22 protein-coding genes and 3 tRNA genes are annotated in these 17,871 nt (G+C 66.1%); 8 read left to right on the top strand and 17 right to left on the bottom strand.

Features of this window, described 5'->3' with window-relative positions:
• The first annotated feature begins 47 nt into the window (after window positions 1–47).
• On the top strand, window positions 48–689 hold the full coding sequence (locus tag AB4Y98_RS07195) for a LysE family translocator (protein WP_032978625.1): 642 nt from the start codon (window positions 48–50) through the stop codon (window positions 687–689).
• Between the two features lie 104 nt (window positions 690–793).
• A complete protein-coding gene (locus AB4Y98_RS07190; protein WP_025876319.1) occupies window positions 794–967 on the top strand; it encodes a DUF1328 domain-containing protein in 174 nt (57 codons plus the stop codon).
• Between the two features lie 25 nt (window positions 968–992).
• Here AB4Y98_RS07190 and AB4Y98_RS07185 read toward each other — a convergent pair whose 3' ends face one another.
• From AB4Y98_RS07185 to AB4Y98_RS07165, 5 genes are all read right to left on the bottom strand, one after another.
• On the bottom strand, window positions 993–1,325 hold the full coding sequence (locus AB4Y98_RS07185; protein ID WP_025876322.1) for an SMR family transporter: 333 nt from the start codon (window positions 1,323–1,325) through the stop codon (window positions 993–995).
• Window positions 1,326–1,336: 11 nt separating this feature from the next.
• Window positions 1,337–1,909, bottom strand: coding sequence for a TetR/AcrR family transcriptional regulator (locus AB4Y98_RS07180; RefSeq protein WP_134832865.1), 573 nt, complete (start codon window positions 1,907–1,909; stop codon window positions 1,337–1,339).
• A 78-nt stretch (window positions 1,910–1,987) separates the two neighbouring features.
• A complete protein-coding gene (locus AB4Y98_RS07175; protein ID WP_312786690.1) occupies window positions 1,988–2,743 on the bottom strand; it encodes a transporter in 756 nt (251 codons plus the stop codon).
• Window positions 2,744–2,813: 70 nt separating this feature from the next.
• Window positions 2,814–3,047: a DUF1653 domain-containing protein gene (locus tag AB4Y98_RS07170; protein ID WP_442244068.1), complete on the bottom strand. Its 234-nt coding sequence runs from the start codon at window positions 3,045–3,047 to the stop codon at window positions 2,814–2,816.
• Between the two features lie 11 nt (window positions 3,048–3,058).
• Window positions 3,059–3,322 (bottom strand): hypothetical protein, encoded by a 264-nt coding sequence (locus tag AB4Y98_RS07165; RefSeq protein WP_033831612.1) that lies wholly within the window; start codon window positions 3,320–3,322, stop codon window positions 3,059–3,061.
• Window positions 3,323–3,738: 416 nt separating this feature from the next.
• Between AB4Y98_RS07165 and AB4Y98_RS07160 the strand changes: the two genes are divergently transcribed.
• The 3 genes from AB4Y98_RS07160 to AB4Y98_RS07150 all read left to right on the top strand — a co-directional run bounded on the left by AB4Y98_RS07160 (window position 3,739) and on the right by AB4Y98_RS07150 (window position 5,015).
• Window positions 3,739–3,945 carry a hypothetical protein gene (locus AB4Y98_RS07160; protein ID WP_223495851.1) on the top strand — a complete coding sequence of 69 codons (207 nt, stop codon included), beginning with the start codon at window positions 3,739–3,741 and terminating at the stop codon, window positions 3,943–3,945.
• Between the two features lie 130 nt (window positions 3,946–4,075).
• Window positions 4,076–4,639: a DUF3011 domain-containing protein gene (locus AB4Y98_RS07155; RefSeq protein ID WP_442244128.1), complete on the top strand. Its 564-nt coding sequence runs from the start codon at window positions 4,076–4,078 to the stop codon at window positions 4,637–4,639.
• Between the two features lie 172 nt (window positions 4,640–4,811).
• A complete protein-coding gene (locus tag AB4Y98_RS07150; protein WP_032978640.1) occupies window positions 4,812–5,015 on the top strand; it encodes a hypothetical protein in 204 nt (67 codons plus the stop codon).
• Between the two features lie 139 nt (window positions 5,016–5,154).
• Here the strand turns inward: AB4Y98_RS07150 and dxs are convergent, their stop codons facing one another.
• From dxs to AB4Y98_RS07115, 7 genes are all read right to left on the bottom strand, one after another.
• Window positions 5,155–7,062, bottom strand: a complete 1,908-nt coding sequence (gene dxs / locus AB4Y98_RS07145; protein WP_363732921.1) for a 1-deoxy-D-xylulose-5-phosphate synthase — start codon at window positions 7,060–7,062, stop codon at window positions 5,155–5,157.
• A 105-nt stretch (window positions 7,063–7,167) separates the two neighbouring features.
• Complete coding sequence (locus AB4Y98_RS07140; protein WP_025876340.1) at window positions 7,168–7,833, bottom strand: HNH endonuclease; 666 nt, start codon at window positions 7,831–7,833, stop codon at window positions 7,168–7,170.
• Between the two features lie 415 nt (window positions 7,834–8,248).
• Window positions 8,249–10,039 (bottom strand): acyl-CoA dehydrogenase C-terminal domain-containing protein, encoded by a 1,791-nt coding sequence (locus tag AB4Y98_RS07135; RefSeq protein WP_442244067.1) that lies wholly within the window; start codon window positions 10,037–10,039, stop codon window positions 8,249–8,251.
• Between the two features lie 65 nt (window positions 10,040–10,104).
• Window positions 10,105–10,581 carry an LEA type 2 family protein gene (locus tag AB4Y98_RS07130; protein WP_223495842.1) on the bottom strand — a complete coding sequence of 159 codons (477 nt, stop codon included), beginning with the start codon at window positions 10,579–10,581 and terminating at the stop codon, window positions 10,105–10,107.
• 163 nt (window positions 10,582–10,744) lie between these two features.
• Entirely contained in the window at window positions 10,745–11,296 is a 552-nt protein-coding gene (locus tag AB4Y98_RS07125) for a lipocalin family protein (protein ID WP_442244066.1), read from the bottom strand.
• 176 nt (window positions 11,297–11,472) lie between these two features.
• A tRNA-Phe gene (locus AB4Y98_RS07120) sits at window positions 11,473–11,548 on the bottom strand.
• 42 nt (window positions 11,549–11,590) lie between these two features.
• Window positions 11,591–11,666, bottom strand: a tRNA-Phe gene (locus AB4Y98_RS07115).
• A 338-nt stretch (window positions 11,667–12,004) separates the two neighbouring features.
• Between AB4Y98_RS07115 and AB4Y98_RS07110 the strand changes: the two genes are divergently transcribed.
• On the top strand, window positions 12,005–13,024 hold the full coding sequence (locus tag AB4Y98_RS07110; protein WP_442244065.1) for an NADP-dependent oxidoreductase: 1,020 nt from the start codon (window positions 12,005–12,007) through the stop codon (window positions 13,022–13,024).
• A gap of 70 nt (window positions 13,025–13,094) precedes the next feature.
• Here AB4Y98_RS07110 and AB4Y98_RS07105 read toward each other — a convergent pair whose 3' ends face one another.
• Window positions 13,095–13,559 carry a hypothetical protein gene (locus AB4Y98_RS07105; RefSeq protein WP_442244064.1) on the bottom strand — a complete coding sequence of 155 codons (465 nt, stop codon included), beginning with the start codon at window positions 13,557–13,559 and terminating at the stop codon, window positions 13,095–13,097.
• Window positions 13,560–13,738: 179 nt separating this feature from the next.
• Between AB4Y98_RS07105 and AB4Y98_RS07100 the strand changes: the two genes are divergently transcribed.
• On the top strand, window positions 13,739–13,912 hold the full coding sequence (locus tag AB4Y98_RS07100; RefSeq protein ID WP_181393036.1) for a hypothetical protein: 174 nt from the start codon (window positions 13,739–13,741) through the stop codon (window positions 13,910–13,912).
• A 54-nt stretch (window positions 13,913–13,966) separates the two neighbouring features.
• Here AB4Y98_RS07100 and AB4Y98_RS07095 read toward each other — a convergent pair.
• From AB4Y98_RS07095 to AB4Y98_RS07080, 4 genes are all read right to left on the bottom strand, one after another.
• Window positions 13,967–14,042: transfer RNA gene (locus AB4Y98_RS07095), tRNA-Ala, on the bottom strand.
• A gap of 135 nt (window positions 14,043–14,177) precedes the next feature.
• Window positions 14,178–15,092, bottom strand: a complete 915-nt coding sequence (locus tag AB4Y98_RS07090; protein ID WP_394196615.1) for an alpha/beta hydrolase — start codon at window positions 15,090–15,092, stop codon at window positions 14,178–14,180.
• Window positions 15,082–15,975 carry an alpha/beta fold hydrolase gene (locus AB4Y98_RS07085; protein ID WP_442244063.1) on the bottom strand — a complete coding sequence of 298 codons (894 nt, stop codon included), beginning with the start codon at window positions 15,973–15,975 and terminating at the stop codon, window positions 15,082–15,084. The genes AB4Y98_RS07090 and AB4Y98_RS07085 overlap by 11 nt, the downstream gene beginning before the upstream one ends.
• Window positions 15,976–15,995: 20 nt before the next feature.
• Window positions 15,996–17,051 carry a sugar phosphate isomerase/epimerase family protein gene (locus tag AB4Y98_RS07080; RefSeq protein ID WP_134832855.1) on the bottom strand — a complete coding sequence of 352 codons (1,056 nt, stop codon included), beginning with the start codon at window positions 17,049–17,051 and terminating at the stop codon, window positions 15,996–15,998.
• Between the two features lie 101 nt (window positions 17,052–17,152).
• Here AB4Y98_RS07080 and AB4Y98_RS07075 point away from each other — a divergent pair, with 101 nt between their 5' ends.
• Window positions 17,153–17,743 carry a TetR/AcrR family transcriptional regulator gene (locus AB4Y98_RS07075; RefSeq protein WP_312786097.1) on the top strand — a complete coding sequence of 197 codons (591 nt, stop codon included), beginning with the start codon at window positions 17,153–17,155 and terminating at the stop codon, window positions 17,741–17,743.
• The last annotated feature ends 128 nt before the right edge of the window (window positions 17,744–17,871 follow it).

Raw genomic sequence — 17,871 nt, 5'->3', positions numbered from 1 at the left:
AGCCGCTGCGCACTATCCTTGCAGGGATTATTCCGGTGGACGAAGTGATGGCCCTGCATACCTGGTGGTGGTTCCTGGCGACAGTCTTCGTGCTATGTGGCACGCCGGGGCCGAACATGCTGCACATCCTGGGGCGCAGCGTCGGCCTGGGCTTTCGTCGCAGCGTGCCGGCCATGGCCGGTTGCCTGCTGGCGATGCTGCTGGTGCTTGCGGCGTCCGCAGCCGGCCTGAGCGCGGTGCTGCGATCATCGCCGATGCTGTTCGATGTGCTGCGTTACCTGGGTGTGGCCTATCTGGCCTGGCTGGGCATCAAGGCGTGGCGGGACAGCTACCGGCAGGCGCCGGTGGCGACAGACGTCGATGCAGCAGCGCTGGCGCCGGTGCACGGTGCCTGGGCAGTGTTCCGTGGTGGCCTGCTGGTGGGGTTGAGCAATCCCAAGCTGCTGCTGTTCGCCGCCGCGTTCCTGCCGCAGTTCGTCGACCCCGCGCGTGGCCAGGCCGTGCAGTACACGGTGCTGGTGGCGACCTTCGCCACCTGCGAACTGTTCTGGTACGTGATGTATGCCGCAGGCGGACATGGGCTGCGCCGTTGGCTGGCAAAGCCATTTGCGCAACGCTGGTTCGAACGCCTGGTCGGCAGCGTGTTCCTCGCTTTCGCAGTGGCGCTGCTGCGCTTCCGGCCGCGCTGAGCGGGTTCGTTTCACGCCGCGCCTGCGACCTGTTCACGCGTGTGGCATCGCGGCGTACCTAACCTGATCCCACCTTCAGTATTCCCGCCAGGGAGAGGATCGACATGATCAAGTGGGCCATCATTTTCGCCATCATCGGCCTGATCGCCGGTGCGCTGGGTTTCGGCGGCATCGCCGGCGCTGCCGTGGGCATCGCGAAGTTCCTGTTCTGGGCCGGCATCATCATTGCCGTTGTGCTGTTCGTGCTTGGCATGACCGTCGCCAAGAAGGTCGCCTAGCCCGGGTGTTCGTGCAGCAGCGCGTTCAATGCGCGCTGCTGTGCGAGAACAGGTTGATGACCAGCACGCCGGCACAGATCAGGCCGATACCGATCAGCGCCGGAGCGTCCAGGCGCTGCTTGAACACCAGCAGGCCGATCAGCGAAATCAGCACGATGCCGACGCCGGACCAGATCGCATAGGCAATGCCGGTGGGAATCGACTTCATCGTCAGCGACAGCAGGTAGAAGCACACGCCGTAACCGGCGAGCGCGCCCAGCGTGGGACCGAGCCGGGTCATGCCTTCGGATGCCTTGAGCAGGGACGTGGCGATCACCTCCAGCACGATCGCACCGGCCAGGTAGACATACGGGTTCATCAAATTCCTCCTCATGCCGGTTCGCACAGCTTCAGTGCCTCAAGGGCCATGGCCTGGGCATTCTGGCGCTCGTTTTCGTCCAGCGGCCGCCCATAGGCGGTGGCCCAGTAACCATCGGCAACGCAACGCGCGGCGTACAGGCGCGGATCGCTGGCTTCATCCGGGAACTCGGCGAGCATGCCGCGCAGCCACGTGCGCCAGTAGACCAGAAGCGCCGGCTCCAGCATGTTGCCCATGGTGAGCCCGATGTCGTTGATCTGCTCCTGCTGCAGCAGATGCTCGAAATTCACCTGCACATAGGCACGGCTGAAGCCGCCATGGCGGCGCGGGGACTGTCGCAGCACCGCACGCACTCTGTCCTCGAAGTCGGCGATGAGCGAGGTCAGCGTCGCCTCGATCAGGTCCTGCTTGCTGCTGAAGTGATGGAACAGCGCGCCCTTGCTGACACCGGCGGCATCGGCGACATCCTGCACGGTGAGGGCCGCCAGCCCATTCTGGCCAAGGGTATGGGCGGTCGCGTGCAGCAGTGCCTGGCGCACGCTGTCGGGCGCCTTGCGGCGGGAGCGGGGAGGGGATTCTGTCATGGGGGGAACGAAACCGACTGGACGGTATGATTGTAGCGCGGGGGCGATGCGCCCGGCGCGCACGATCAGGTCTTGAGCTCACTGCAGATAGAACGCGATGCCGGTGCCGAGCTGCAGGTCGGGGCTGTTTCCATTGAGGCCCAGGTCGAACGAGGCGTCCAGCTGCACGTTCGGCCGCAGCATCCAGGTCAGCCCTGCGCCGGCAATGGCCTCGTCGGGTTGCTGGTTGGCGTGGGTGAAACCGGCTTCGAGATAGGTGCCAAGCCGCTCGGTCACGCTCAACGAGAGGCTGGGCGACCAGGTGGTGCTGCGCTGGCCGGCGCCACGCTGATGACTGCCATACAGCGCGCCGCTCCAGCGGTCGTTGAAGCTGTGCTCGACGCTGGCGGCCAGCGCGTACTGGCGGCCGTCGCTGAAGGCTGCATCGCCACGCGCGATCACCCCGCTGGCCAGCAGCGCCCACGCCGTGCGCTCGGTACTGCCGGGACCTGCCCATTTCAGTCCGACGGTGCTGTCGCCGGCGCCGCGCTGCTGCGTGCGCGGCAGGTCGGGGCCACGTTCTCGCTGACGCTGCCATGGCGTGGACGCCAACTGCAGTTCCCAGCCCGGAGCCAGTCCGGTGCGCAGCAGCAGGTCGCTGGACAGCGTCGTCGTGCGCAGGCCGTCGCGATCACGCTCACGTTGATAGCTGGGCAGGCCCAGTTCGACGGCAAGGTCGCCACGCGGCACCGTGTCGGTGCCGAAGCCGATGCCGGGACGATCGAAGCTGGGAGGTTCCGCGCCCAGCACCGGGGTACTGGCCAACGACAGGGCGATCAACAGGGTGTGGCGCATGCGGGTTCCGTCTCGCAGGGGGTCTTCAGCATGCCCGGCGATACCGTGCGCGCGGCGTGAGCCGCACCGCTCAGTCGATGATGCGGGCGAAACGCGCCTGCGGGCCGTGCTCGCCGGGCACCTGCTCAATGAACATCGCATAGGGCCGTACCCACAGACCGCCCTCGCCATACAGAGCGCGGTAGAGAACCATCGGCTGCAGCGTCTCACTGCTGCGGACGATGTCGATCACTTCGTACTCGCCACCTTTGAAGTGGCGGTAGCGGCCAGGTGCCAGCGCGGGCAGCGGGGTCAGGTCGGTCATTGGTGGGCCCGTTACCTGCGTGCCGGCGACGCCGGGGTGGCGCAGTAGGCATCGATGGCTTCGGCGGTGTTGGCCAGGCCCTGCGCCTGTGCCAGTTCCCACGGGCGCTCGCAGCGCTGGCTGCGTTCGCACCACTGATAGCCGGCCGAACCGATGCAACCGTGCGCATCGCGATCGCCACCGACCACGGGTGTGGCGGCGTCATGGGTGACTGGTTTTTCCGGGCTGGCACACGCGGCCAGAGCCAGCAGCGGGATCAGCATCAGGACTTTCATGGGCGCGGCTCCGTGCCGTAAACCGACAGTCTGTTCGGTCCCGGCAGCAGCGGCAAGCATCGCTGGCCGATCCTCAACTCAGCGATGCGCGGACCAGTTCCTCGATCAATACCACGTAGCTGGCGGCGAAATAGAACTTCAGCAGCGTCGAACGCTGCAGTGGAAGCGAGGTGCGCATGTGGAAGGGGCCCCTGTTGATGACGATAGTGTGAAGCGCAGCTGACTTCGTGACAAGGGTCACGGAACGGGTTTCCTAAATGGCCTCAGGGATGTGATGGGGGGCGCTTTCTGAGGCGATGGTGGGGAGTTTTCGGATAAATCCGATAGGTCTTCTCCGGGGCGCTGGCTAGGCTGGTCGGGCATCGGAGATCGGCCTTGCGCCGGTCCCCGATTTCCCAGAACCGCAGGAGCCCATCATGGTCATCACTGTCCAATGCAACGCCCAGCGCTGGTCCGTGCTGGATCCGCAGACACGCTCCACCCAAATGTTCAGTAGCGGCGCGGCTGCCTTCGATGCCGCTGCCTCGCGGGCCAGCGAGCACCACCGCCGTACCGGCCAGCACAGCACCGTGCGCGTGGAAGCACTGGGCACCGCGGTGGACGCGCTGCACTTCGGCCTCTGAGCCGCCGCAGCCGCAGTCAGTTGCGGTTGGGTTGGTTGAATGGGGGAAAAACCGCCGTCGCAGCTCCCTCTGTGCGCCACGCCCGGAATCCCCGATGCTTGCCTCCACCGTATTCACCTGGAGACGAGGGATGGGCAAGGGACTCACTTGGCGCACCGTGGCGTGCACCCTGTTGCCGATGATGGCTGCCGCTGGCGGCGTGCAGGCGCAGAACTATGGCTACGATGATCGCTACGATGATCGTGGCGGGAATGGCATCGTGCGCTGCGAATCGATCAAGAACCGCAGCAACGAGTGCCGGCTGGAAGGGCGCGCGCGCATGATCCGTCAGCTGTCCGGCTCCCCCTGTGTGGAAGGTGAGACCTGGGGTCAGTCCCGTTACGGTGTCTGGGTTACCCAAGGCTGCCGTGCCGAATTCGTCGGGGAATACCGGCGACCGGGCGGTGGCGGCGGTGGTTGGGGCGGCGGTGGTGGCAACGGCTGGGGCGGAAGCCAGTGGGGCGGCGGCGGCCAGGTGATTGCCTGCCATTCCAATGATCGGCGCCAGCAGTACTGCGATGCGCAGGTTCGTCGCGGCGTGCGTCTGGTGCGGCAGGAATCGCGCAGTGCCTGCATTGAAGGCGAGAGCTGGGGCTGGGACCGCCGTGGCATCTGGGTCAGCAACGGCTGCAGGGCCCAGTTCCAGGTGAACTGAGCGGCCGCCGCAATCGGCTCAAGATCAGAGAAATCTGATAGCGATCACACTTCTTTCCTCGTATTGTCGACCCCCGGGACGCCTGGAGCGTCCCGGTTCGCACTGGCCATCCGTCGCGCCTGGTGCGGTCATTCTCTCGTCGTCGATACGCTGTTCAAGGAGTGAGCAACGCATGTTGATCCGACTGCAATGTGAGCAGCGCCAATGGCGCGTGCTGCACCCGGACAAGCCGGAGCCGATCGAGTTCCGCGATGGCGTCCGTGCCTTCGATTTCGCCGAAACCCTGGCCCGCCTGCATTTCACCGATACCGGCCAGCGCGCCTCGGTGCGGGTGGAGTCCAGCGGTGCATTTGTCGAGGCGATCAGCTACGGCTGAGCGCGCCGTTCGCCCGCAGGGACTGCGGCATCCACGCATGGCGTGGATCTACTTTTACCCTGGTAGATCCACGCCATGCGTGGATGAGGAACCTAGGGAGCCACGCATGGCCTGGCCCCACCAGACCCCTGCAACGCTCTCAGCCCGCCGCGCTCAACGGCGGGTTGCCGGCGGCCAGCTGCGGCCAGCGCTTGAGCAGGGCCGCACGGATGCCGGCCGCATCGATGCCGGCCTCGGCCAGCAGGTCCTCGCGGCTGGCGTGATGCTGGAAGGCATCGGGCAGGCCCAGGTGCAGGATCGGACGCAGCACGTTCTCGGCATTGAGCAGTTCGGCCACGGCCGAGCCGGCGCCGCCCGCCACCACGTTGTCTTCGACCGTCACCAGTGCGTCGTGCTGGTTGGCCATGGCCAGTACCAGTTCGCGATCCAGTGGCTTGATGAAACGCATGTTGACCACGCTCAAACCCAGGTCGCGGCCCACCTGTTCGGCGGCGGCGACGGTGCTGCCGAAGGCGAGCAGGGCGACGCGGCTGCCCTGCAGGCGCAGCTCGCCCTTGCCGATCGGCAGGGTCGACAGATCGCTGCCGGCATCCACGCCGGTACCGCTGCCGCGCGGGTAGCGCACCGCAGCCGGGCCGGGGTGCTGCAGACCGGTGCTGAGCATCTGCCGGCACTCGGCCTCGTTGGAGGGTGCCATCACCACCATGTTCGGCACGCAGCGCAGGAAGCTGAGGTCGAGGTTGCCGGCGTGGGTTGCACCATCCGGGCCGACGACGCCGGCGCGATCGATCGCGAACAGCACATCCAGGTCCTGGATGGCCACGTCATGCACCAACTGGTCGTACGCGCGCTGCAGGAAGGTGGAATAGATCGCCACTACCGGTTTGCCGCCCTGGGTGGCCATGCCTGCGGCGAGGGTCACCGCGTGCTGCTCTGCGATGGCTACGTCGAAGTAGCGCTGCGGATATTCCCTGCTGAAGCGCACCAGGCCCGAGCCTTCGCGCATTGCCGGAGTGATGCCATACAGACGCGGCTCGGCCGCGGCGGCGTCACACAGCCAGTCGCCAAACACATCGGTATAGGTTGGCTTCTTCGCGCCGGTCTTGGCCACCAGGCCCTTGTCCGGATCGAACGGGCCCACCGCGTGGTAACCGATCTGGTCGCCTTCGGCCGGCTCGTAACCCTTGCCCTTGGTGGTCATCACATGCAGCAGCTTCGGGCCCTTGGAGGCACGCAGCGTCTTCAGCGCGGACAGCAGCGCCGGCAGGTCATGGCCATCGATCGGGCCGGTGTAATGGAAGCCCATTTCCTCGAACATCGTGGACGGCACGAACATGCCCTTCCAGTGTTCTTCCCAGCGCTTCACGAAACGCGCGGGATTGTTCTTCTTGTCGCCGAGGATCTTCTTGCCGCCTTCGCGCAGCGCATTGAGCGTGCGGCTGCCGGTGGCGCGGCCGAGCATCTTGGTCAGCCCGCCCACTGCCTCGGAAATCGACATGTTGTTGTCGTTGAGGATCACCAGCAGGTTCGGTTCCGGTTCCATGCCGCCGGCGTGCATCAGCGCTTCGAAGGCCATGCCGGCGGTCATTGCACCGTCGCCGATCACGGCCACGACCTTGCGATCATCACCTTCGGTCTGGCGCGCGATGGCCATGCCCAGTGCCGCCGAGATCGAGGTCGAGGAGTGGCCGACGCCAAAGGTGTCGTATTCGCTCTCTTCGCGCTTCGGGAACGGCGCGACGCCGTCCTTCTGCTTGACGGTGTGGATCTCGTCGCGGCGACCGGTGAGGATCTTGTGCGGATAGGTCTGGTGGCCGACGTCCCAGACGAGCTGGTCGACCGGGGTCTGGTACAGGTAGTGCAGGGCCACGGTGAGCTCGATCACGCCCAGGCCGGCGGCGAAGTGGCCGCCGCTTTTGCCAACCGATTCGATCAGGTAGGCACGCAGTTCATCGGCAACCGCCGTCAGTTCGGATTCGTCGAACGTGCGCAGGTCATCCGGTGTCTGGATGCGCGCGAGGCGGGGATAGCGGGCAGAGTCGATCATCATGTTCGCACTTGTTCTGAACGCCCATTTTCGCCCTCAAACGGGGGTGGGGCAAGCAAACGCCGCCGTCCGTGACAGGACGGTGAGGGTTGCATTCCCGGGAGTTCAGGTGCAGAGCTTGGAACGCTTGGGCAGCTGGGCTCTCAGGAACGCCATCTGGTCGGCCAGGATGTTGCGGTTGGACAGGATCAGGTGCTCGATCCAGCTCGGCCGGTACGGCACCGCCAGCAGTGGCATGCCGGCCTGTTGCGGGGTGCGGTCGCTCTTGCGCGAATTGCAGTGGAAGCACGCGGTGACTACGTTTTCCCAGGTATCCAGGCCGCCTTTGGACAAGGGCATGACATGGTCGCGGGTCAGGGTCGGGCGTCCAAACTGCTGGCCGCAGTAAAGGCAGAGGTGGGCGTCGCGGGCGAACAGGGCCGGGTTGGTCAGGTTCGGTGTCGGGTCCAGCGCGCGTGAGCGGGCATGGCCGCGCGCGGCGATGATCGGGTGCAGGTCCATCCCGCTCTGCATGCCACTGCGACGATTTGTCCCACCGTGGATGTGCAGGCAGGGGTCGCCGAGTGTCCAGGCGACCGCGTCGCGGGCATAGAGGCAGGCTGCGTCCTGCCAGGTGATCCAATCCAGGACCCGCCCGTGACCATCCAGTGAGAGCAACCGGACCGTGCCGGGGCGATGCAGCGTCGTGGCGTTGGGCGATGCTTCGGCGCCCGGAGCAGAAAACGGAGCTCCGGCTTCGATCAGACCCAAGCGTGTAGTGTCTGTCTCCATCGGGAAAACAGCTTATACCTGAATGTTGACGATTTGTGTATCGCCCAGCGGGCGATACGCAAATCGTCAACATTCAGGTCCACGCATTCCTCCTATTCCCCGCGCCTTTGGCGCGCCCCCTTTAACAAAAGGGGGCTTTTCTCCAGATGGATTCCGGGGGTTTCTGGATCTACGTGTCGACCAAGGTCGACACCTACCAACAGCCGCGGGGAGTTGTCGAAGGCGGGGTGGGTCCGGTTGCGGGGGCGTGAGCGCCATGGATGGCGCGACCGAGGCTACAGGGACGTACTTGCGCCGTCCCCCGCAATTTGACCCACCCCGCCATCCCGCAGGAAACCAGCTGTTGCTGTTGCTCCAGCTGTTGCGGTTGCCGGCCAGCGGCCGGCACTACCGTGGGTGCCGGCCGCGGCCCGGCTCAGGCGCCGAAGCGTTCGTCGTCCATTGCCATCAGCGGTGCGGCACCCGCCTGGATGGCGGCGGCGTGGCTGAGGGTGCGCGGCAGAACGCGGGCGAAGTAGAAACGTGYGGTCTCGCGCTTGCCCTGGGCGAATGCTGCGCCGTGTGCGCTGGCATCGGCGGCGGCAACGCTGCGGGCCCACCAGTAGGCCAGCACCACATAACCCGAATAGAACAGGTAGTCGTAGCTGGCTGCGCCCAGTTCGTCCGGATTGGCGGCCGAACGCTGCAGCACGTCCATCGTCAGCTTGCCCCATTCGGCGGCCTTGGCGCGCAGCGGGCCGATGAACTCGGCCAAGCTCTCGTTGCCTTCATTCGCCTTGGCGAACGCCTCGATCTCGGCCAGCATCAGCTTCAGGCCAGCGCCCTGGCTGGACGCGGTTTTGCGGCCGATCAGGTCCAGCGCCTGGATGCCGGTGGTGCCTTCATACAAGGTGGTGATGCGGGCATCGCGGGCCAGCTGTTCCATGCCGTGTTCGCGGATGTAGCCGTGGCCGCCGAAGCACTGCAGGGCGTTGTAGGTGTTCTCGATGCCCCATTCGGTCTGGCAGGCCTTGGAGATCGGGGTCAGGAAGCTCACCAAGGTGTCAGCGCGCTCGCGTTCACCGGCATCGTCTGCATGGTGGGCGACGTCGATCAGGGTGGCGGCGTGCAGCGCCAGCAGGCGGCTGCCTTCCACCAGCGACTTGATGGTCAGCAGCATGCGACGCACGTCCGGATGCACCAGGATCGGGTCGGCCGGCTTGTCCGGGAACTTGGCGCCGCTGAGCGAACGCGACTGCAGGCGCTCGCGGCTGTACTTCAGCGCGTTCTGGTAGGCGCGCTCGGACAGGCCGATGCCCTGCAGGCCGACACCCAGGCGAGCAGTGTTCATCATGGTGAACATCGCCTGCAGGCCCTTGTGCGGCTGGCCGACCAGGTAGCCCTGCGCGCCATCGAAATTCATCACGCAGGTGACCGAGCCCTTGATGCCCATCTTGTGCTCGATCGAGCCGCAGCGCAGCGCGTTGCGCTCACCGACGTTGCCGTCGCGGTCGACCTTGAACTTCGGGGTGACGAACAGCGAGATGCCCTTGGCGCCTGGGGGAGCATCGGGCAGCTTGGCCAGCACCAGATGCACGATGTTGCCGGTCAGGTCGTGCTCGCCGGCGGTGATGAAGATCTTGGTGCCGGTGATCGAATAGCTGCCATCGGCGTTCGGCTCGGCCTTGGTCTTGAGCAGGCCCAGGTCGGTGCCGCAATGCGGCTCGGTCAGGCACATGGTGCCGGTCCAGCGGCCTTCGATCAGCGGCTTCAGGAAGGCCTCGTGCTGCCAGGCTTCGCCGTGCTGCTTCAGCGCTTCGATGGCGCCGTGCGACAGCAGCGGGAAGTTGCCCCAGGCCAGGTTGGCGGCGTTGATCATTTCATTGAGCGGCACGCCCAGCGTGTGCGGCAGGCCCTGGCCGCCCAGTTCCGGCGCCGCGGTCAGGCCGGTCCAGCCGCCGTCGACGAACTGGTCGTAGGCCTGCTTGAAGCCGGGTGGCGTGGTCACTTCGCCGCTGGCCTGGTCGAGCACGCAGCCGATCTCGTCGCCCACGCTGTTGAGCGGGGCCAGCACGCTGGCGCTGAAGCGGCCGGCTTCTTCCAGCACGGCATCGACGACATCGGCGGTGGCGTCGGTGAAGCCCAGGCGGGCGAACAGCGGTTCGACCTTCAGCACATCGTGCAGGCCGAAACGAAGGTCGGAAAGCGGGGCGGTGTAGCTGCTCATCGGTGCGTCTCGATTTGATCAGTAACAGGGGGAGCGGCGCGATGCGTCGCGGCGGAAAGCGGAGATCAGCGCAGCACGCCCGGCAGGCCCGGGGCCTGGTTGAGCGTGCTGCGGCTGCTGATATCGAAGGTGCGTTGCTTCTTTTCCTGCGGCGTGGCCGACACCGTGCCCTTCAGCCCATAGGCGAGGGTGCGGTTGCTGGCCAGTGCGTCGGCGATCACCAGGCGTGCGGCCGGGCTGGGCTTGAAGTTCACGTTGATGACATCGGCGGAGACGCCGCCGATGGAGATGCCCGGCTTGGCTGACAGGGGGCCTGCTTCGGTGTCGCCGATGGTCAAGACCAGTGCGACATCGTCGAAGCTCATCGGCATCGAACTGTAGTTCTGCAGGCGCAGGGCGACAGTCCAGTCGCCATTGGCCTGCACGGTCAGCTGCTGCAGGCTCGCGGCCGGTTCCGAAACACGCTTGACGATGCCATCGCCGCAAGCGACCAGGGCCAGGGTGCACAGGACGATCAAGACGGTACGGAAGCGGTGGAGCATGGGCGCAGGTCCTCTGAGGGCAGTGCGTGGGATAAGCATACTACGGCGTATGGTGGAATGGAGCGCCTGCGGCGACCCGCCACAGAGGGTAGCGCGTGAAGATGCACGCGAGGCGTGCGTGATGCCGGATTGCGAGCGTGGCGTGCGCCGGTTGGGCAGCGCCTCAATCGGCGGAGGTGTCGCGCAGGGGCGCCATCATGCGCAGCGGTGCGAGGTCGTAGCCCATCGCTTCGGCCTTTGCCTTGAGCCGGTCGAACAGGGTGCGGTCCATCTCCGGCAGGCGCGCGAGGATCCACAGATACTTGTGGCCGGGCTCACCGACCATCGCCCACTGGTAGTCCGGGTCCAGCGCGATCACCCAGTAGTCGGCCCAGACCAGGGGCACCCAGCTCAGCCAGTCGGGAACGAAGCGCACCTGCAGCTGGCCGGGCTGTCCCGCAACGGGCCGCGCCACGCCTTCGGCGACAACCCGCTCGCCATCCACCTTGCGGCAGGCATTGGTGACGCTGATGCGGCCATCGCGACGCAGCCCGTAGTTGGCGGTGATCTCGCCCACGCACTGCTTCTGGAACGACACCGGCAGATGGGCGATCTCGTGCCACTGGCCGGCATAGCGATCAATGTCCAGTTCGCTGACGGCGCGCACGGGCTCGGCAGCGAGTGCCGGTGCGGCGAAAAGCAGCAGGCAGGCGAGCAGGGCGGGGCGCAGGTGCATGGGGCGGCTCCGGGCAGGACTCTGGAGCGTAGGGTGCACGGCACGCGGAGGTGTGAATGTTTCGTCAACCCGCGTGCCCGCGTCCGCGCACAATCGATGCGGCGTGAGCCACGCCATGCGTGGACGGAAAAGTCGCAGACAAAAAAAAGACCTGCATTTCTGCAGGTCTTCGAACATGGTGGCCGAGGACGGAATCGAACCGCCGACACGGGGATTTTCAATCCCCTGCTCTACCAACTGAGCTACTCGGCCATGTAGAAAAAAAAGACCCGCATTTCTGCAGGTCTTCGAAAGTGGTGGCCGAGGACGGAATCGAACCGCCGACACGGGGATTTTCAATCCCCTGCTCTACCAACTGAGCTACTCGGCCACTTGTTTCGTTGCAGCGATGTCGCTGCTGAGGACGCGCATATTACGGACGTAGGACAGGTTCGGCAAGCGTTTTGGAAAAAAACCTTCACATTGGTGTCTGTGGCCGGCGGAAGGTCCTGCAAGTGATTGATCCTGCGTTGAGCCGGCTCGACCTGAATTGTCGGACGCGGAAAACAGCGGCCCGCCGCTGACGCCAAAGTTGACGGAGCAAGCGATGCAGGGGCGGAGTGGGGACGGCGCCGATGGAACGCTGTTTTCATGGCGCGCACGCGGGCAGGGCACGGCGTACTGTCGCGGTTCCCCTCCCCGAAGCTGCCCGCAGCAGAGCCATTGGACATGTCCGATTCAACCACCCGTATCGTGCTTGCCTCGCGTCCGCAAGGTGCGCCGGTCGCCACCAATTTCCGCCTCGAACAGGCGGCCCTGCCGGCGCTGGCACCCGGCCAGGTGCTGCTGCGCAACCGTTACCTGTCGCTGGATCCGTACATGCGCGGACGCATGGACGATGGCCCGTCATACGCCCCGCCCGTGGCCGTGGATGCGGTGATGGAAGGCCAGACCGTCGCCGAAGTACTGCAGTCGCAGGCGCCTGGCCTGGCGGTGGGCGACCTGGTGCTGGCCCCCGGTGGTTGGCAGACCCATGCCGTGGTGGCGGGCGATGCGATCAGCCGGCGGCTGGATCCGGCCGGGTTGCCGCTGAGCACGGCATTGGGCGTGTACGGCATGCCAGGGTTCACCGCGTACTCCAGCCTGATAGAAATCGGCAGGCTGCAACCCGGTGAGACCCTGGTGGTGGCTGCTGCCAGTGGACCGGTCGGGGCCACCGTGGCGCAGCTGGCCAAGCTGCAGGGCGCGCGCGTGGTCGCCATCGCCGGTGGTGAGACCAAGCGTGCGTACCTGGAGACATTGGGCGTGGACGTGGCGCTGGACCATCGCGCCTCCGATTTTGCAGCGCAACTGCGTGCTGCCGTACCGGATGGCATCGACGTGTATTTCGAGAACGTGGGGGGGCATGTGCTCGATGCGGTATTGCCGCTGCTCAATGATTTCGCGCGCATTCCGGTGTGCGGCACCATCGCCACCTACAACGCCCGCGGCGTCGCGCAGCCTGGACCGGATCGGCTGCCGGCGCTGTTCAGCCAGATCCTGCGCCAGCGACTGACCGTGCGTGGCTTCATCGTCCATGACTTCAAGCATCTATGGCCGGATTTCGAGCGCGACATGCCGCAGTGGCTGCGCGATGGGCGCATCCAGTACCGCGAAGACGTCGTGCAGGGTCTGCAGAATGCGCCGGAAGCCTTCTTTGGCCTGCTGCAGGGGCGCAACTTCGGCAAGCTGGTGGTGAAGCTGGATTGAGTGATCGCTTCATTGAGGGCACCGGAACGGGTCCGGTGCCCTCCATCCACGACGCGCGCCGTTCGTTGGCTTACGGGGCGAAACGAAGCTGATTGGCGTCGCGGATCTGGATCTGGGTCTGGTAGTAGTACTTTTCGCTCTGCCGGCCGTTCGAATCGATGAAGGCGATGCGTACCCGACGCGCGGTGCCGCGCACCAGCATGCGCCGGTTCTGCAGCTGTTCGAGCTTCATGCCGAACGCCTTCTCCAGTTCCGGGCGCAGCGCGGCATCGATGTTGAGCGTGATGTTGAGCGGGTGGCGGTAATCGCGCTCGCTGTTCAGGTAGATGCGCTCGCCTTCGGTACGGGTGGCCTGCACGGTCAGCACGAAAACGCCGGAGATGCCGCGCTCGGGGTCATCCTGCGCGGCACGCACCGCCTCGTAGGTGCCGATGTAGCCTGCTGGCGGCGCTGGTTGCCGGTCAAGGCGATGCGCGCAGCCAGTGGCGAGCAGCAGTGGGATCAACAGGGCAGACATCAGGGCAGGGCGATACATGGCGCATCCTTGTGCGAGGTGACCGCCGATTGTGACCACGCGCCGATGACGATCACAAGCATTGAAGGGGCGTGATGGCTGCACGCGCTGTTCGCAGGCAACCGACCGCCGCATCACGCAGGCGCGGCTAGCGTTGTCCGCGTCACGTCGGCCTGTTGCCGGCGCCTTGGGAGCAATTCATGACCGAACACGACAAGAAGACCTCGAACGCACACGAAGGCGTGCAGGAAAGTCGCCAGGACCGGCAGCAGGAGGAAGTGGCCAAGCAGCGCCCTGGTCAGCAGGACCAGAAGGTACGTGATGCGCATTCGCGTGCACCCGTGCGCAAGGACGGCGGGCAGGACCCGGCCTGAGCGGTTGGCCAAAACAAAAAGCCCCGGCAGTGCCGGGGCTTTTTGTTCTTCATATGGTGGAGCCAAGGAGGATCGAACTCCTGACCTCGTCATTGCGAACGACGCGCTCTCCCAGCTGAGCTATGGCCCCATGGGTGGTGTTGCATCCCGTGGGCAGCGGAGCTGACGCCACGTGACGACCCTAGCATAGCGCTGGCCGGTGCCGGCTGCAAAGGGGCGGGCCGGACACAGCGGCGCAGGTGATCCGCGCCGCTGCAGGCCGGGCTCAGGGCAGCAAGGCCGCCGCGCGCTGGATCGCGATGTCGGTCGCAGCCGACACGCCATGCAGGTGGATGCAGGCGTGGATCATCCCCGGCAGGCGCTCCAGCGTGCAGTCCACACCCGCTTCCCGCAGGTGCGCGGCGTATTGTTCAGCTTCATCGCGCAGCGGATCGAACTCACAGCTCAGCACCGTGGCTGCTGGCAGCCCGCGTAGATCTGGGGCGTGCAGGGGTGAAGCAAGCGCCTGTCGGCGGTCACCGTCGCCGAGGTAGGCCTGCCAGCAGCGCTGCATCAGTTCGGCGCTGAGGTAGTAACCGTCGGCGAACTCACGATAGGTGCTGCTGGCCATGGTGGCATCCAATGCCGGGTACAGCAGCAGCTGATGCGATGGCAGCGGCAGTCCCTGATCGCGCAGCAGCAGGCAGCACGCGGCGGCGAGATTGCCGCCAGCGCTGTCTCCACCGATGAGCAGGCGCGCGGGATCAAGACCCAGGTCTGCGGCATTGGCCTGCAGCCACAGCCAGGCGTCGGCGACGTCGTGCAGCGGCGTCGGGAACGGATGCTCCGGGGCCAGCCGATAACCGACGGCAGCGATGACATGGCCGCTGGCATTGGCCAGGGCTCGGCAGGGGCCGTCATAGACCGCCAGCGAGCACTGGAACCAGCCACCGCCGTGGGCGAACAACAGGGCGGGGCGGGGTTCGGCGCTGTTGGTAGCGGGCGTGTACAGGCGCACGACCAGCGCATGGCCGTCGCGCGCGCTGACGACGTGCTCCACGACATGCGATACCGCCTCGGTGGCGCCCTGCAATGTGGGCAGCGCCTGCTCGCTGAGTGCGCGCAGTTCCAGCAGATCGTCCGGCAGCGGGTGCGCCGCCACCGCATCGACGAACGACTGCAGCGCAGGTTCAAGCGGCATGACCAGCCTCCTGCAGGAACGGCAGCAGCTGGGCGAGGAACGCCTGCGGTGCTTCTTCCATGATGAAGTGGCCACAGCCCGGAACAACGCTGCCGCGCAGGTCATCGGCATGCGGCTGCAGGGTCAGCATCGGGGCGTTGCCGGTGGCGTGCTCGGCACCGATGGCCAGCACCGGCATCGTCAACCGGCGTTGTGCGCGGAGCTGGTTCTGGCGGATCGTTTCCGGAATCGCGCGGTACCAGGCAAACCCTGCACGCAACGCGCCGGGGCGGCTGTAGGCGGCAATGTAGGTTTCGCTGGCCACCGCATCGCGCCGGTACGACCAGCGGTCGAACATGAAGTCCAGGTAGGCGCGTTCGCGACCGGTGATGAGTGCCTCGGGCAGATCGGCCACCTGGTTGAACATGAAGTGCCACAGGAAGATGTTGTCGGCCGGTGCGGCGAAAATGCCCGGCTCAGGTGCCAGCCCGGGAATCACCGCTTCGGTCACGGCCAGACGCTGTACCGCCTGCGGCTGGTCGCTGGCCAATGCATAGGCGATCCACATGCCGATGTCATGGCCGACCACCTGGTAGCGCTCGTGGCCCAGGGCCTGCATGGTCTGATGCAGTACCGCGGCGGCACTGCCGGTGTCGTAACCGTGCGCGGGACGATCGGATTCGCCGATGCCGGGCGGGTCGACCGCGATCGCCTCGAAGCCGGCCTCGGCCAACGCATGCAGCACGTGGCGCCAGGCGTACCAGGTCTGCGGCCAGCCGGGAATCAACAGCACCGGTTGACCGCTGCCGGCGGAGACGCAATGCACGCGCTGGCCGTCGATGCGCAGGTAGTGGTGGCGCAGGGTGTCGTCGCCGGGGGTACCAGCGGTGGGGAAATTGGTCATGGGGATGTTCCTGTGGGGGCTCAGGCGATGCCGAGCATGTGCTGCATCTGGGCGGCGCTGATCGGCGCGCCGGCGAAGTCGTCGAAGATCTTGTCGGTGACCGGGATGATGTGGTCGCGGATGAAGGCGGCACCTTCGCGCGCGCCGGCTTCCTGGTCCTTCAGGCAGCACTCCCATTCCAGCGTTGCCCAGCCGGCGTAGTCGTACTGCGCCAGCTTGGAGAAGATCGACTTGAAATCGACCTGGCCATCGCCCAGCGAGCGGAAGCGGCCCGCGCGTTCGGTCCAGTCGGCGTAGCCACCGTAAATGCCCTGGCGGCCATTGGGACGGAACTCCGCGTCCTTGACATGGAACATGCGGATCAACGGATGGTAGATGTCCAGGAACTGCAGGTAATCCAGCTGCTGCAGCACGAAGTGGCTGGGATCGAACAGGATGCGGCAGCGCTCGTGCTGGCCCACACGCTCGAAGAAGCGTTCGAAGCTGGTGCCATCGTGCAGGTCTTCGCTGGGATGGATTTCGTAGCAGAGGTTGATGCCGTTGTCCTCGCAGGTATCGAGGATCGGCCGCCAGCGGCGCGCCAGCTCATCGAATGCGGCATCGATCAGGCCCGGCGGACGCTGCGGGAAGGGGAACAGGTAGGGCCAGGCGAACGAGCCGGAGAAGGTGCCCATGTCCTGCAGGCCGAGCCGGCGCGAGGCGCGGGCGGCCAGATGCAGCTGCTGCTGTGCCCATTCGCTGCGTGCCTGCGGGTTGCCGCGAAGTGCTTCCGGTGCGAAGCCATCGCACAGTTCATCGTAGGCCGGATGCACCGCCACCAGCTGGCCCAGGATGTGGGTGGTCAGCTCGCTGACCTGCAGGCCATGCTCGGCCAGGGTGCCACGCAGGTCATCGCAGTAGTCCTGGCTGTCCGCGGCGGTGGCCAGGTCGAACAGGCGCGCGTCCCATGCCGGAATCTGCAGGGCCTTGAAGCCATGGCCGGCGGCCCAGGCGGCGATGCCGGACAGGCTGTCGAACGGCGCCTGGTCGCCAGCGAACTGCGCCAGATGCAGGCTGGGTCCTTTGAGGGTTTGCATGTGTTGCTCCAATTGTTTGTCGGTCGACAAAGAATAGGCGCGTGCATCGGGATGGTCAACACCCGCGTTACACTGCGCGCCTCAGAACGGCAGGCAGGCAGATGGCAGGGCGACCGCGCGAATTCGACAGGGACCAGGCATTGCGCAAGGCGATGCTGCTGTTCTGGCAGCACGGCTATGAGGGCACCTCGATGTCGGCCCTGGTCGAGGCGCTTGGCATTGCCTCGGCGCGCATCTACGCCGCGTTCGGCAGCAAGGAGCAGCTGTTCCGCGAAGCGGTGGCGCTGTACGAGGAAGGCGAGGGCGGCTTCGCGCCGCGCGCGCTGGAGCAGGCGTCACTGCGCGATGCGATCGGCAGCATGCTGCGGGATGCAGTGTTGACCTACACCCGTCGCGGTCGTCCGCATGGCTGCCTGGTGGTGTCCTCGGCCAGCAGCGTGTCACCGGATGGCGAGGGCGTACGCGACTGGCTGGCCAGCCACCGCCGCCAGCGCACGGCGGCGATCATCGCGCGGCTGCAGCAGGCGCAGGCGGCTGGCGAGCTGGCGGCCGATCTATCCGTGCAGGCGCTGGGTGATCATTTCGCCACGGTGCTGCATGGCATCTCGGTGCAGGCGCGAGACGGCATCAGCCGCGAACGCCTGCTGGCGATGGTCGAGGTCGCGCTCGCGCCTCTACCGAAGGACGGCTGAGGCCGGACTGTGCCGAAAGCGGCTTGATGCCCCTGCTGCCTGCCGGCGCAACGAAATTGTAACAATTTGGAGGATAATGGCCGCTTGCGCAGTTTTCCTCCTATTTGCCGCCCGGCCAGCGCAGGCCG

The sequence above is a fragment of the Stenotrophomonas sp. 2YAF26 genome, assembly GCF_052114625.1.
GTDB lineage: Bacteria > Pseudomonadota > Gammaproteobacteria > Xanthomonadales > Xanthomonadaceae > Stenotrophomonas > Stenotrophomonas indicatrix.
Note: the sequence above shows the minus strand (reverse complement) of the source record. Positions and strands in the feature narration are given on the sequence as shown.